Below are 13,677 nucleotides of genomic sequence, written 5' to 3'. Positions count from 1 at the left end.
ATGACAAAAAATAAAATTAAAAAATCCCGGAAACATCAATGGTATGAATGCCTCCGGGATTTTAGTTTGTTAGATGTGCTGCAAAAGTAGGGTGGCGTTTCGTTAGTTATTCAACTTGAAACGCCATTTTTCGATAAGGATTGAAATTTCAAGTGAAAAGTCTTATAATAATGATTGTGTTTTATTAACGTAAACATTTGATGAATGGATTGTAAATATAAAATATGAATAAATTATTGTTCTAAGGGTGTTGAGGGATTAGATTAATTTTCGAACACTCAACTAAGGAGAGATTGCAATGAAGAAAGTGATAACATACGGTACATTTGATCTGTTGCACTGGGGTCATATTAATCTCTTAAAGCGTGCCAAGGATTTGGGAGATTACTTGATTGTTGGCCTTTCTGCTGATGAATTTAATGCTATTAAGCACAAAGAGGCTTATCATAGCTATGAAAATAGAAAGTTAATCCTAGAAGCGATTAAATATGTTGATGAAGTCATTCCTGAAAAATCATGGGACCAAAAGGTAAAAGATGTTGTTGAGAATAAAGTTGATATCTTTGTAATGGGTGATGATTGGAAAGGTGAATTTGACTTCCTTAAAGATTATTGTGACGTTGTGTATCTCCCACGAACTGAAGGCGTATCGACAACGAAAATAAAAGAAGATTTATTCTCGGTGAATAATGGCTAGAGAATTGCTGATTATGCTGTATCTTTTTGTATTTAAGATACAGTTTAATCTTTGTAAGATGCTTCCATTACAGTCGAAAGTCACATTCGTTGTGTCGTTCGGGGAGAACAACAAGTTTATTTATGAAGAGATGAAGCGTCAGGGAATAACTGATGACGTTGTCTTTTTATGCAAAGGATCTTGCAAAAAAGACTTCGAAGCAAGAGGAAGTCATGTTATCGATTTTGAAACTTTAAACCTTTTAGATATGTGGAGAGGGATTTATCATTTAGCGACCTCTCGAACCGTTTTTGTCGATAATTACTACGGATTCTTATCCGTAACGGATTTTAAAGAAGACGTTCAATGTATCCAGATTTGGCATGCTGCCGGAGCGATCAAGAAATTCGGCTTGGAGGATGCAGCGGCTAGCGGACGAAGCAAAAAAGCCCAGGAACGTTTTTTGCGTGTGTATAAAAAATTTGATAAGATCGTTGTCGGTTCGGATGCTCTGGCGAATGTTTTTATGAAAGCTTTTAATATTTCTGCCGGAAATGTTGTGAAAACAGGAATTCCACGGACCGATCTTTTTTTTGATAAAAATGCCGCAAGAGAAATTGCAGCGGGGTTAGCAATCAACAGTAAAATCATGAAAGAAAAAAAGGTTATTTTATATGCACCGACATTCAGAGATACCGAACTGTCTGCATTTAACCTAAAACTCGATTTGGATCTTATGCAGAAAGAACTTGGTGAGGACTACGTCCTTTTCCTTAAGGTTCACCCTGCGGTTAAAACGAAATTGAATTACGAACAAGAATTTCCCGGATTTGTCTACGATTACTCAGACTATGGGAACATCAATGAGCTTTTGCTCATTACTGACATATTGATAACCGATTATTCATCTATTCCCTATGAATTTGCCCTATTAAATAGGCCTATGATTTTCTTTCCTTACGATTTGGAAGATTACAAGAAAGAAAGGGGCTTATGGGATGATTATGAATCGCTAGTTCCGGGTCCTGTCGTGTATACAACAGGTGACATAGTGGATAAAATAAAGAAACAAGCATTTGATCTGTCACAAATCGAAGCATTTTCAGGAAAATGGAATCAATATTCTAAAGGACATTCCAGTGAAAATTTAGTTGGGCTGCTTTTTAAAGACCATATTTCCATTGAAGAACAGCAATCAAGAGCTTTATAGACATCGAATAATAGTCCTAGTTTACAATAGCGAAGGGTAGAAATATAATAATGAGCCTATTCTCTAAGATAACAGATTTAAGTCTTACCAAAAGAGCTTATAAAGCCGTATTTAAAATTGTAGCTATGCTGCCTGCAAAGAAAAAGTTAGTCATGTTTGAAAGCTATCTGGGAAAACAATACAGCTGTAATCCTAGAGCGTTATATGAGTATTTACAAGAAAACCATCCTGAGTACCAGTTGGTATGGTCCGTAGATCCGCGCTATAAAGAACAGTTTGAGAAGCGGAATCTCCCCTATGCCAAAAGGTTCTCAGTTCGATGGTTATTTCTTATGGCCAGCGCCCGTTATTGGGTGACAAACAGCCGGATGCCATTATGGATCCCAAAACCAGCTCACACCATATATCTGCAAACATGGCATGGCACACCGCTAAAAAGGCTAGCTTCGGATATGAAGGAAGTCCACATGCCTGGGACAACTACCGAAGACTATAAGCGGAATTTTTATAAAGAATCCCGAAATTGGGACTATTTGATTTCGCCCAATGCTTATTCGTCTGAGATATTCCATCGGGCCTTTCAATTTGATAAAATGATGATTGAGTCTGGTTATCCTAGAAATGATTTTCTTCATAACAGCAATGATCAAGAAAGCATAGACCGGCTCAAAAAGGATATGGGTCTCCCTTTAAATAAGAAGGTTATTCTATATGCACCGACATGGCGAGATGATCAATTTTACGAGAAAGGCCGCTATAAATTCGATCTTGACCTTGATTTGAACGAAATGAAAGAAAAGCTTGGGGACAAGTATATCGTTATTCTTAGAATGCACTATCTTGTAGCAGAGAATTTTGATTTGTCACCTTACGAGGGATTTGCCTATGACTTTTCAAAGCATGAGGATATACGTGAGCTCTATCTGATTTCAGATCTTCTAATTACAGACTATTCATCGGTATTCTTTGATTATGCGAATTTAAAACGCCCGATGATTTTTTACGTCTATGATATTGACAGCTACCGTGATAAGCTGCGCGGCTTTTATTTTGATTTTGAAGAAAAGGCGCCAGGCCCTTTGGTTAAAACAACAGAAGGTGTTATTAAATCCATTAGTGACATTGAACACAACGATTTCCAGGTTTCACCGGCGTTTGATCGGTTTTATCAACGCTTTTGTTATTTAGAAGATGGAAAGGCATCGGAGCGGGGTGTAAATGAAGTCTTTTCAGGAAGGACCAGGAGATGAAGTCAGCACTAACCATCATTAAAGAACAAATTAAAAGCTTTTATCTAATTAGAAGGTTATCTGTATATGAACTGAAAAGTGCAAACAGCAATAATTACTTGGGGATACTATGGGAAATCATCAACCCTATGATTCAAATCACTATATATTGGTTTGTGTTTGGATTTGTATTAAGCTCCCGCCCACCGGTAGACGGTGTGGAGTATATATATTGGATGATATCAGGTTTTGTTGTTTGGTATTTTATCAATCAAGCGGTTCTTCAAGGAACAAAGTCGATTTTTTCGCGAATACGGTTTATTTCTAAGATGAGCTTTCCGATGAGTGCCATTCCGTCATATATCATTTTCGCCAAGTTTTATCAGCATTTAATGCTGCTTGCTGTTGTATTTGTTATTTTGCAATTCACAGGTTTTCCTGTATCCATTTATTTTATCCAAATGCCCTATTTTATGTTTGCGACATTGGTGCTGTTGTTGGCACTTACCTTGATCACGTCAGCTCTTGCAACGATTGTCCGCGACATTAACATGCTTGTTCCAGCGGTCATGAGAATGATGATTTATATGACACCCATTTTATGGCCGCTTAGCCGTATAGGTGAGGAACATATATTGATACAGAAACTGTTAATGTTAAACCCATTTTATTACGTAGTAGAAGGTTATCGGTCGGCACTTTTGGGGAAATCAGGGTGGTATTTGATCGATCATGCCGGTTATACACTATATTTCTGGGTGGTAGTCATTGTGCTGTTATCAATCGGTTCCGCGATTCATTTGAAATTCAGGGATCATTTTGTGGATTATCTATAAGTCCGTTGTCTGATTTAATGTTAAAGAATTATAAAACAAAAATTTATAATTTAATTTGCCCTCCTTCCATGCTGGAAGGAGGGCGTTTCTTTGTCTCTTACATTGAATTTTGTATTTTATGTGATAGTGCAAATGTCACACCCTAAGGTAATAAGATTAAAACGAAATTAATATAATTGGCTAATGAAAATAAGATGCCATAAGGTTGGAGACTATATATATAAAACACCTAATTTGGGGTGAGAGAGTAAATGAGCATGTTGTATAAGACACTATCTAAGATTAAGAAAAAAATTTTCAGAGAACAGCCGCAAAAAAAGAAAAAATACCAGCTTGTTCTAAAGCAAACAGATGACCAATTATATATTGAAGGCAAGTTAGGTGATGAGTCTTTTCTAGCAAGTGAAATTTGGCTGATGGGAAAAGAAAGTGAAAAGATGATTATGGCTGCTGAGTCGCAACCTTCTTCAAGCTTTCAATTTAAAATTGACCTTTCATCCATTCAAGACTTTCATGATTCAAATGAAGGTCATGAAGAGACTTACTTTTTTTATTTAAAATGGCGGGTACCAAGAGAAAAGGTAAGCTCAAATAATCTTGATAAATTGACTGAGAAGGCTAAATTGATTTCAAGAAATGATGGCGGGTTTGATTTAGAATACCTAGTACGATTAGGCAGATTTCAATATACGGAAACAGAGGGCTTAGAAACAATAGATATGAATGGCAATAAGGCCATTGTGTATATTTCAAAAAAGGGGAATATCTCGCTTGCATACAATAAGGAGCTTAACCCTAATGTTAAAACACAAATCGATCGTTTGAAAATAAAAAAGGAACGGTTAATCATTGAGGGCAAGTTATATACGAAGCATTCAATGGTCAAAGAGTCACAAATTTTGTTGTCAGGCAGGGATACAGGAACCGCCGCATTGGTTCCGGTTTCACTCCAGCATCTAAAAGAGGAAGTCGTGAAAAAGTACGGTCTTAACCGTTATGCTTTTCAAGCTCAAATGGATTTATCCGACGTCTTTGCGGCTAATCAATTGACTCAAGATGTGTATGATTTGTACTGTCACTTTCATTTGCACGACCAAACCGAACCGACATGGGTGAAGCTTGGAAAACCAAGATTTAAGGCCCGATACTTTATGAAAGACGGCTATGCTGACTTAGGAAAAGATATTGCCGTCATTTCTCCCTATTTTACTTTTAAACAAAAAAATTTGGCGCTCCAGGTTGAAGAATTCGAAAGGGATGCGTTCAAATTCCTTCAGAAGGCCAAAAGGTGGGCTTGGCTGATAAGGCCATTTTATAAAAATAAGGATATCTGGCTTATTGGTGAACGGTCTTACAAAGCACAGGATACGGGCTTTCATTTCTTTAAATACATGAGGGAAAACCATCCTGCCAAAAATGTCTTCTATGTTATTGAAGAGGATTCGCCTGAAAGGGAAAATGTTGAGCCATATGGCAATGTTGTCCTTTACAAATCTAAGCGGCATATTTGGTTAACCTTGATGGCCACCAGGGCGATAGGCTCACATCACCCTGACTATCTGTACCCGATTCGATCTAAGGCATTTAAAAAAGCTGTCAAAGCAACAAAGGTATTCCTTCAGCATGGTGTGATGGGGACAAAGAATATGGTTGCGAATTATGGTAAAACCGCACCGGGCTTTGACACTGATTTATTTCTTGTAAGTTCAGATTTTGAAAAACAGATGATTGTCAGTGACTTTGGCTATGATGCTAACGAGGTAAAAGTCACCGGGCTCTCTAGATTTGATAATTTGCTTAAGGATGACGAGGATACGAAACGGCAATTACTTATTATACCTACATGGCGAGATTGGATTGTAACCGATGAAGCCTTTCTAGAAAGTGATTATTTCATCCGATACAAGGAATTAATCTTCGATGAAAAATTGCACAGATTAGCTACGGAGCAAAATTTTGAAATTCTATTATGTCTTCATCCAAATATGCAGAAGTTTACACACTTCTTTTCTGATGCACCAGTCAGAATCATTAATCAAGGGGATGTGGATGTTCAGCGTCTCTTGAAAGAAAGTGCCATGATGATCACGGATTATTCGAGTGTTGGCTTTGATTTTAGCTTTCTGCACAAACCGATTATTTACTATCAGTTTGACCGTGACCGCTTTATTGGCAAGAGGCCTTCCCATCTTGATTTAGATAATGATTTACCTGGGGACATTGTATATGAAGAGGATGACATCATCCCTTTAGTTGAAGATTACGCAAAAAAGGATTTCCGAATGAAGGAAATATATAAAATCAGAACAGAAAAGTTTATGACATACAGGGATCAAAAATCATCCGAGAGAATTTATCAGGCAATTAAGGGCTTTAAAGTAAATAAGCCATGGTATAAAGTCATGGCAGAGGATGAATTGGCAAGAAAGGTGTTCCAGCGCTTTCGAAAAAGCAGATGGTATTTTCCTGCTATGAAGTTAGGGTATAACATAGGCAGAAGGGCTCTCACAATTGACAACAACCTCATTGTTTTTGAAAGCGGGGTAGGCAAACAGTACGCTGACAGTCCTCGTTATATTTATGAGGAGATCCTTAAACGGAATTTGGATTATAATATCGTTTGGGTCTGCAATAAAAAAATCCGCTTTTATGATGAAAATACGAAGCGTATCAAACGTTTGAGCCCATATTATTATTTTTATTTGGCAAAAGCTCGCTATTGGGTAAATAACCAAAACTTCCCGACTTATTTAAAGAAACGGGAGGGAACAACATATGTCCAAACGTGGCACGGGACGCCTTTGAAGAAGATGCTCTTTGATATCGAGACGGTCCATGGACGCAGTGATGATTATGTTGAAAGGGTTCACCAAGCGACAAAGACCTGGGATTATTTGATTTCACCGAGTTCTTATGCGACAAATGCTTTTAGAAGCGCATTTAGGTATAAAGGTGATATCCTTGAAATCGGCTATCCAAGAAATGATTTATTTTATAAACTGGATAAAGAGACAATTGCGAATGGAGTACGCCGTAAATTGAAGATTCCAGAAGGCAAGAAAGTGATCTTATATGCTCCGACTTTCCGAGACAATCAGAAGAAAAAGAATAAGTTTGTGTTTGACATTAACCTGGATTTTGAACAAATGAAAGAACAGCTCGGTGAAGATTATGTGTTGCTTCTTCGCATGCATGTTGTCGTGAAGAATAAGGTTAAAATCCCTGAGGAATACCGTGATTTCGTTTATAATGTCTCAAATTATCCAGATATTCAGGAGCTGTATCTCATATCAGACATCCTGGTTACTGACTATTCATCAGTTATGTTTGACTTTGCTAACCTCAAAAGACCGATGTTGTTTTACACTTACGACTTTGAGGAGTATCGGGATGATCTGCGGGGCTTTTATATGGATTTTGAAAATGAAGCTCCAGGGCCTTTGCTTAGTGACTCCAACGAGCTGATTGATGCAATCGAAAATGTAGATGAGATTAAAACCTCATATCAGCCTAAATATGATGCCTTCCATCAAAAATATTGCGGCTTAGAAGATGGAAAGGCAACAGACCGGTTGATTGATCATGTTTTTAATAATGGAAAGCCTAGGATTTCAGCATCGCAATGACATTGTTAAAACAAATCCACAAATTATTGAAACCCCTCTCCATCAGAAGAGGGGTTTTTATCTTCGCTATTTTAAATAATCCCTTTCCCGCTCCCGCCGCCAGCTTCATACCTCTGCATGGCTTTCTTGACGCGCTCCTCGACGCTTTCGTAAATGTCCTCGAGCGAGATGATGCGGCCTTTGTCATCTTTGAAGGTGATGTGATGACGGCCAAAGTGGATCGGTGAGTCGATGCCGGCGGCTGCAGACATCCGGAATAGGCCGCGTCTGAGTGTGATCAGATAGTTGGTGACGCGGAATTTCTTTTCGTCAATGACCAATGCCTTCTGCAAGTTCGGGTCGGTGGTGGCAACACCGACAGGGCAGGCGTTGGAATGGCATTTGAGCGCCTGAATACAGCCGACGGTGATCATGAAGCCGCGGGCGATGTTGACGAGATCGGCGCCCATGGCTAGGGCGACGGCGACGCGGTCGGGTGTAAAGAGTTTTCCAGACGAAATGATTTTTACCCTGTCGCGGACACCGAATTGACGCAAGGTCGTATCAAGAATCGGCAAGGCGGATTTGATCGGCAGGCCGACACTGTCCATAAGCTCTTGATAGGATGCCCCTGTTCCGCCCTCACCGCCGTCAACGGTGATGAAGTCTGGACCATTGCCGGTTTCTTTCATATGTTTGGCGAGCTGGATAGCAGTATCATTGCTGCCGATGACGATTTTCATGCCGACGGGCTTTCCTGTTGCTTGGCGAATCTTATCCATGAACGCAAACATTTCCGGAACGGTATTAAATTCATTAAAGCGGTTCGGGCTGTCAATGGATTTATGAGCTTCAACCTTACGAATCTCAGCGATTTCCTCCGTTACTTTTTCACCGTCGATGTGGCCGCCGCGCGCCTTGGCTCCTTGAGCAAGCTTCAGCTCAAAGCACTTTATTTCAGGGATCTCACTTTTTCGCTTCAACTCATCCCAGTCGAAGTTGCCATCCTGATCTCGGACACCGAACAATCCAGGGCCGATCTGCATAATGATATCTACGCCGCCTTTTAAGTGATAGGGAGAGAGTCCGCCTTCACCTGTATTCATCCAAGTGCCTTTGGCCATCCCTAAGCCTTCGGACAGCGCGGTAATGGCCTTGTTGCCAAGGGAGCCAAAGCTCATGGCTGACATGCCAATCAGACTTCTGACTTTAAATGGGTGCGGCAGGTTTGGACCGATGACAACGGCATCTTCTTCATCTAGAAGATAGGCAAGGGTGAGTTCTTCCTTAAAGTGCTCTTGACGTTGTGTGAACAGAGTATCTCTTGTCAGAACGTATTTCTTGGTTTCTACTTTTGTTTCACGATCCATTCGAAGTTCTTCCATTTGCAGCGGGAACATATCATTCCTGACATAAAAGCCTTCTTCCTCAAAGTCCCTTCTTGAGCCGAAGCCTCCGACATCACGCTTGTATTTTCCCCCTTTAACAATATGCTGGTAGTCATCGCGGGAAAAGGGTTTGCCTTCCGTGTCATTATTATAAAGATACTGCCGTAATTCAGGACCGATTTTTTCTAAAAAGTAACGCACCCTTCCAAGGACGGGGTAATTTCTCAGCACGGGATGCTCATCCTGTGTCCGGTCTTTGTTAAATAGAATTAAAAAAATGATTAAACCGACAATGATAGCCAGAACAAGCACGATAAATCCTATTACCGTTAAATAATTCGCTATGTTTAATTGCATAGTGCTTTCCTCCTATGTAGGATTTTCTGATCCGTTTCCCGGATCGCTTCACTTACCGTTATTTTTCACAAAATAACCGGGACTATACCATTTAGGAAAAAATTCGCCTGTTTGAAGATGATGTGTTAAGATGTAACTAACGACCGTTAGTTAGGGTGATTGTGATGGAAACCAAGGACAAAATTAAATCAATATCACTGAAAATGTTTGCTGAACGAGGGTTTGAAGGGACGTCCTTAGCACAAATCGCTGCTGGCGTCGGTATCAAAAAGCCATCGCTTTATAACTATTACAGTGGAAAAGAAGAATTATTTTGGGCTGTATTTCAGGGTGTGCTTTGGGATTATGTAGCCCACATTGAAGAGCGATATGCCAACCTGCAGGAGCATACAGTTGAAACAACACTGCGGGAGCTTCTTTACTGCACTTGCAAGTATTATTGGGAGCATGAAGACGAGTCAGCACTGTTGAAACGAGTCATGCTGTTTCCTTATCCGCCTTTGGAGGAAAAAGTCCGGTCGGAGTTTTTGGTGTCAGAAGAGGCGACAACGCGGATTTTGAAGGAAGTTTTTCAAAAGGGGATGGATGAGGGAGTGATTAAGGAGCGAGAGCTGGTCGATTTGCTTGCAACCTTTTATTGTCTCATTGATGGCCTGTTCGTGCAGATGTTTTATTACCCGAAGCAGCATTTTGAAAGCAAGCTGGAGAGCGCCTGGAGGATTTTTTGGTCGGGGATCCAGCTGACATAGAGCGGAAAGAAGATGGGGGAGCGAGGAATTATGACATTTCTTTTAATGTATAAATGGGTGATTTTAATTTGTCTTGAGGTGCTTGCTTGGTTATCGACATTCTTCATGTTCTATGCACGGTATGGACTAAAGTCAAATAAGCTGTTCAAGCTTGGCGTCTTTTTAACGGTCTTGACCGGAGTCATCCCTCAGGTTACTCTTGGCATCATTAACTTTGCGTCGACACGGGAAGTGGACGTCTTTACTATTGTTCTCGTTATTATCATTATCTATGGCTTAACGTTCGGGAAGAAAGAAGTGAAGAAGCTGGATAAATGGGTGCAAAGGAAATTTGTCGGGAAAAAAGAAGGGGAGCCGCATGAATAGTATCAAAAAATTGAAACCCTTAATATGTGAGATCGTATAAATAAACAAAGAATAACTTTTTGTCATTTGGAGGAGCCTGTCACCAAGGGATAACTATATCCTTTTGGAGACAGGTTCCTTTTGCATTTTTTCGATTGGTGAAAAGTTAAAAAGAAAAGGTGGGGTTTTACATGTTAATCCTTCAATTAGCTATTATTTTAATTGCTTCGAAAATCGCGGGGGACATCAGCGTAAAATTAGGGCAGCCTTCAGTACTCGGCAAGCTGCTGATTGGCATTGTGCTCGGACCATCGGTTTTGGGGTTAGTGACCGATACGACAACCCTTGCCGAATTCAGCCAAATCGGTGTTATCCTGCTCATGTTTATTGCTGGATTGGAAACAGATATTGATGAATTTAAAAGAACCGGGAAGGCTTCTGCTTTTGTAGGGATCGGGGGCATTATCGTTCCCCTTGTTCTAGGCTATGCGGCCGGGTTGATGCTGAACTTAACGACGATCGAATCTTGGTTTTTGGGCTTATTGCTTTCGGCTACGAGTGTCAGTATTTCTGTCCAAGCACTAAAAGAAATGAATAAATTAAAATCTCGTGAAGGGACAACCATTTTGGGGGCAGCCGTTATCGATGATATTATCGTGATCCTAGCATTAGCCTTTTTAATGAGTATGGCCGGGGGAGATGTCAATTTAGGTGTGGTTGTATTAAAGAAAGTGCTGTTTTTTGCAGGTGCTATTATTGTAGGCTGGAAGGTTGTCCCCTGGATATTAAAAAAGTTTGCACCGTTAAAAGTAACTGAATCGCTTGTTTCGGCTGCATTGATTATCTGTTTTGTCTATGCCTACTTAGCGGAATTCACCGGAGTGGCGGCAATTATCGGGGCGTATATAGCCGGTGTTGCCATCAGTTTAACCGATTACAAACATGACGTGTTTGAAAAGGTTGAGACCATTAGTTATTCTATTTTTGTCCCTGTGTTCTTTACCTCAATTGGTGTCACAGCCGAGTTCGGCGGTATTACCGACCATCTAGTCCTTATCGTGATATTATCCATCTTAGCTATTTTAACGAAATTAATCGGAGCATCAGCTGGAGCAAAATTTGCAGGATTCTCTTGGAATAGCTCATTAGGCATAGGGTCGGCGATGGTATCCCGTGGTGAAGTCGCCTTAATTATTGCAGCGATTGGACTAGAATCAAAATTATTAAGTCAAGATATGTTTGCCGTCATTGTTGTCGTCGTTCTTGTGACTACAATCGTCACCCCGCCAATGATGAAATCGTTTTTGGTCAAAAAATCAAAAAGCCATGGGTAGGAACTTGACATGGAACCAAATGGTTTTATATAATAAAAGCGAAACCTTTTGGTGTTATATTATTTGGTATTATGGAGGAATTAAAATGGACCAAAATAAAATGCCTGATATTCAGCATACGGTAACGGTTAATGCACCGATTCAAAAAGTATGGGAAGCGGTGGCCACCTCAGAAGGGATCGCCGCCTGGTTTATGCCGAATGATTTTCAGCCTGAAGAGGGCTTCGAGTTTCATTTAAATGCTGGTCCTTTTGGCATGTCACCTTGCAAAGTTACTGAAATTGATCCGCCGAACCGCCTTTCTTTTAAATGGGGAAAAGACTGGAAGGTGACATTTGAGTTAGCCGAGAAGGATGGTCAAACTGAGTTCACGCTGATTCATTCCGGCTGGGATGCTGACAAAATTACTGAGTTCGATGAAGCGCATACGCTTGTACGCGGACGGATGGACCACGGCTGGGCTGGGCTGGTTAAAAAGCTTGCCGAATATGTTAGGGCTTAGGAAGTGGCGGCTTCCGCGGAAAAGCATGATGTGTTCCAAGCTATCGCCGACCCGACTCGCCGCGAACTGCTCCGGCTTCTGGCAGGGAAGGAATTGCCCATTAACCAGATCAGCAGTCATTTCCCAATGACCCGTACCGCCATTGCCAAGCATCTTAGGATTTTATCGGAGGCTGAGCTTGTCAAGGGGAGGAAATCAGGCCGGGAGAAGCTGTACAGTCTTCACTCGGAACCGTTGGCAGAATTGAAACAATGGCTTGCCTTCTTTGAACAATATTGGGACAACAAGCTTTCCATGCTGAAAAATTATGTGGAAGAGAATGAGGAATAACGGGAACTACCTTTTACTCTAAATGATTCATTTTATAGGAAAAAGGGTATAGGTTAGTGTAAGGGATTGATCCTTAAAAAGGACGGTGGGAATAATGAAGAAAATTCTAGTTCCGGTAGACGGCTCTGAGCAGTCAATGAGAGCCCTTAATGAAGCGTTGTCGATCGCTGAAGGCAAAGAGAGCGGCTATGCGATAAGCTTAATCAATGTCAGTCCCGATCCTGTATATTTCCCCTATTATCCAATAGGCGGCGGCCAGTTGAATAAAAATGTCGAAGCTGAAATGAATGAAGAGGCAAAAAGAGAGGGCGAACAGCTTTTAACAACGATAAAAAATGAAACCAATGCCCCAAGGCTTAATGTAGACATTGTTCATTTGGAAGGTGTACCATCTCATGAAATTTGCCGCTACGCCGATGAAAATAACTATGACATGATCGTAATGGGCAATAGAGGACGCGGCGCCTTCGGCGAGATCATTCTTGGCAGCGTCAGCCATAAGGTGCTTCACCTGGCGCCCTGTCCGGTTTTGATAGTGAAATAAAATAAAGCATAAGCGCTGCCCTGGGCAGCGCTTAATTATTTGTTAGTTTATGTATCCTGTTTACATAAAAAAGTTACCGTTGTATAATAGGTTTAGGAACGGGTGTTCCCAAGTCAGGGGGAGAAAATGGGACATCATAATGATGATAAAATAGATCATGATCGTTTATTTAAGGAGCTTATTCACACATTTTTTGAAGAGTTTATGCTATTATTTTTTCCAAGCATTTACGAAGAAATTGATTCTTTTTATATTTCACCCGCCTTTTTGAAAAACATCGCAAGCCCATTCTACCTATTGCCTTATTTAGTTATGACGAAAACAGAGCTGAACCTAATCATTTTTCAATAACTTTTCCTTTTATGGATGTTCTCAAGTTTAACTATTTGACGATTGAGCTGAGAAAATTAAGATGGCGTGATTTTTTAAATCAAGATAATCCAGTCGCTGCGGCACTTCTTAGTAAAATGGGGTATAATAACCTGAGTTTTGCAGCTAAAACGCAGAAAAACAGCCTGGAACCCGCATGATTGCCGGCTTCATGGCTGTTTTAGTTTGTCAGAAAGTTGTAG

At 40.4% G+C, this 13,677-nt stretch carries 11 protein-coding genes and 2 pseudogenes; 12 read left to right on the top strand and 1 reads right to left on the bottom strand.

Annotation, left to right across the window (positions count from 1 at the left end):
• Window positions 1-298 precede the first annotated feature (298 nt).
• The 5 genes and pseudogenes from tagD (at window position 299) to EV207_RS22140 (ending at window position 7,577) form a co-directional block, all read left to right on the top strand.
• Window positions 299-697, top strand: a complete 399-nt coding sequence (gene tagD / locus EV207_RS22160; protein ID WP_132748549.1) for a glycerol-3-phosphate cytidylyltransferase — start codon at window positions 299-301, stop codon at window positions 695-697.
• A complete protein-coding gene (locus tag EV207_RS22155) occupies window positions 690-1,886 on the top strand; it encodes a CDP-glycerol glycerophosphotransferase family protein (protein WP_132748547.1) in 1,197 nt (398 codons plus the stop codon). The genes tagD and EV207_RS22155 overlap by 8 nt, the downstream gene beginning before the upstream one ends.
• Window positions 1,887-1,933: 47 nt before the next feature.
• A pseudogene (locus tag EV207_RS22150) lies at window positions 1,934-3,136 on the top strand (CDP-glycerol glycerophosphotransferase family protein); the annotation flags it as partial.
• Window positions 3,133-3,951, top strand: coding sequence for an ABC transporter permease (locus EV207_RS22145; protein WP_132748543.1), 819 nt, complete (start codon window positions 3,133-3,135; stop codon window positions 3,949-3,951). The pseudogene EV207_RS22150 and the gene EV207_RS22145, both read left to right, overlap by 4 nt.
• A 251-nt stretch (window positions 3,952-4,202) precedes the next feature.
• Window positions 4,203-7,577: a CDP-glycerol glycerophosphotransferase family protein gene (locus EV207_RS22140; RefSeq protein ID WP_132748541.1), complete on the top strand. Its 3,375-nt coding sequence runs from the start codon at window positions 4,203-4,205 to the stop codon at window positions 7,575-7,577.
• A 71-nt stretch (window positions 7,578-7,648) separates the two neighbouring features.
• Here EV207_RS22140 and EV207_RS22135 read toward each other — a convergent pair whose 3' ends face one another.
• The gene (locus EV207_RS22135; protein WP_132748539.1) at window positions 7,649-9,301 is read right to left on the bottom strand and encodes an FMN-binding glutamate synthase family protein; all 1,653 of its coding nucleotides are present in this window, start codon (window positions 9,299-9,301) and stop codon (window positions 7,649-7,651) included.
• Between the two features lie 164 nt (window positions 9,302-9,465).
• On the opposite strand from EV207_RS22135, the gene EV207_RS22130 reads away from it, so the two are divergent.
• From EV207_RS22130 to EV207_RS23600, 7 genes and pseudogenes are all read left to right on the top strand, one after another.
• Window positions 9,466-10,050 carry a TetR/AcrR family transcriptional regulator gene (locus tag EV207_RS22130; RefSeq protein ID WP_132748537.1) on the top strand — a complete coding sequence of 195 codons (585 nt, stop codon included), beginning with the start codon at window positions 9,466-9,468 and terminating at the stop codon, window positions 10,048-10,050.
• Between the two features lie 30 nt (window positions 10,051-10,080).
• A complete protein-coding gene (locus EV207_RS22125) occupies window positions 10,081-10,416 on the top strand; it encodes a hypothetical protein (RefSeq protein ID WP_132748535.1) in 336 nt (111 codons plus the stop codon).
• Window positions 10,417-10,586: 170 nt separating this feature from the next.
• Window positions 10,587-11,729 (top strand): cation:proton antiporter, encoded by a 1,143-nt coding sequence (locus EV207_RS22120; protein ID WP_132748533.1) that lies wholly within the window; start codon window positions 10,587-10,589, stop codon window positions 11,727-11,729.
• 85 nt (window positions 11,730-11,814) lie between these two features.
• The gene (locus EV207_RS22115; protein ID WP_132748532.1) at window positions 11,815-12,231 is read left to right on the top strand and encodes an SRPBCC family protein; all 417 of its coding nucleotides are present in this window, start codon (window positions 11,815-11,817) and stop codon (window positions 12,229-12,231) included.
• A gap of 3 nt (window positions 12,232-12,234) precedes the next feature.
• Complete coding sequence (locus tag EV207_RS22110; protein WP_132748530.1) at window positions 12,235-12,561, top strand: ArsR/SmtB family transcription factor; 327 nt, start codon at window positions 12,235-12,237, stop codon at window positions 12,559-12,561.
• Window positions 12,562-12,655: 94 nt separating this feature from the next.
• A complete protein-coding gene (locus tag EV207_RS22105) occupies window positions 12,656-13,105 on the top strand; it encodes a universal stress protein (protein ID WP_132748528.1) in 450 nt (149 codons plus the stop codon).
• Window positions 13,106-13,231: 126 nt separating this feature from the next.
• Window positions 13,232-13,584 (top strand): annotated as a pseudogene (locus EV207_RS23600) (DUF4351 domain-containing protein); the annotation flags it as partial.
• Window positions 13,585-13,677 lie beyond the last annotated feature (93 nt).

The organism is Scopulibacillus darangshiensis, from assembly GCF_004341035.1.
In the GTDB taxonomy this organism is placed as follows: Bacteria; Bacillota; Bacilli; order Bacillales; family Sporolactobacillaceae; genus Scopulibacillus; species Scopulibacillus darangshiensis.
The sequence above is the reverse complement of the archived record's forward strand: the minus strand, read 5'-3'. Positions and strand labels throughout refer to the sequence as shown.

What these genes read in the sequence shown, in the direction of transcription:
- tagD (WP_132748549.1), top strand. Translation starts at nt 299, where the DNA reads ATGAAGAAAGTGATAACATACGGTACATTTGATCTGTTGCACTGGGGT.
- EV207_RS22155 (WP_132748547.1), top strand. Translation starts at nt 690, where the DNA reads ATGGCTAGAGAATTGCTGATTATGCTGTATCTTTTTGTATTTAAGATA.
- EV207_RS22145 (WP_132748543.1), top strand. Translation starts at nt 3,133, where the DNA reads ATGAAGTCAGCACTAACCATCATTAAAGAACAAATTAAAAGCTTTTAT.
- EV207_RS22140 (WP_132748541.1), top strand. Translation starts at nt 4,203, where the DNA reads ATGAGCATGTTGTATAAGACACTATCTAAGATTAAGAAAAAAATTTTC.
- EV207_RS22135 (WP_132748539.1), bottom strand. Translation starts at nt 9,301, where the DNA reads ATGCAATTAAACATAGCGAATTATTTAACGGTAATAGGATTTATCGTG.
- EV207_RS22130 (WP_132748537.1), top strand. Translation starts at nt 9,466, where the DNA reads ATGGAAACCAAGGACAAAATTAAATCAATATCACTGAAAATGTTTGCT.
- EV207_RS22125 (WP_132748535.1), top strand. Translation starts at nt 10,081, where the DNA reads ATGACATTTCTTTTAATGTATAAATGGGTGATTTTAATTTGTCTTGAG.
- EV207_RS22120 (WP_132748533.1), top strand. Translation starts at nt 10,587, where the DNA reads ATGTTAATCCTTCAATTAGCTATTATTTTAATTGCTTCGAAAATCGCG.
- EV207_RS22115 (WP_132748532.1), top strand. Translation starts at nt 11,815, where the DNA reads ATGGACCAAAATAAAATGCCTGATATTCAGCATACGGTAACGGTTAAT.
- EV207_RS22105 (WP_132748528.1), top strand. Translation starts at nt 12,656, where the DNA reads ATGAAGAAAATTCTAGTTCCGGTAGACGGCTCTGAGCAGTCAATGAGA.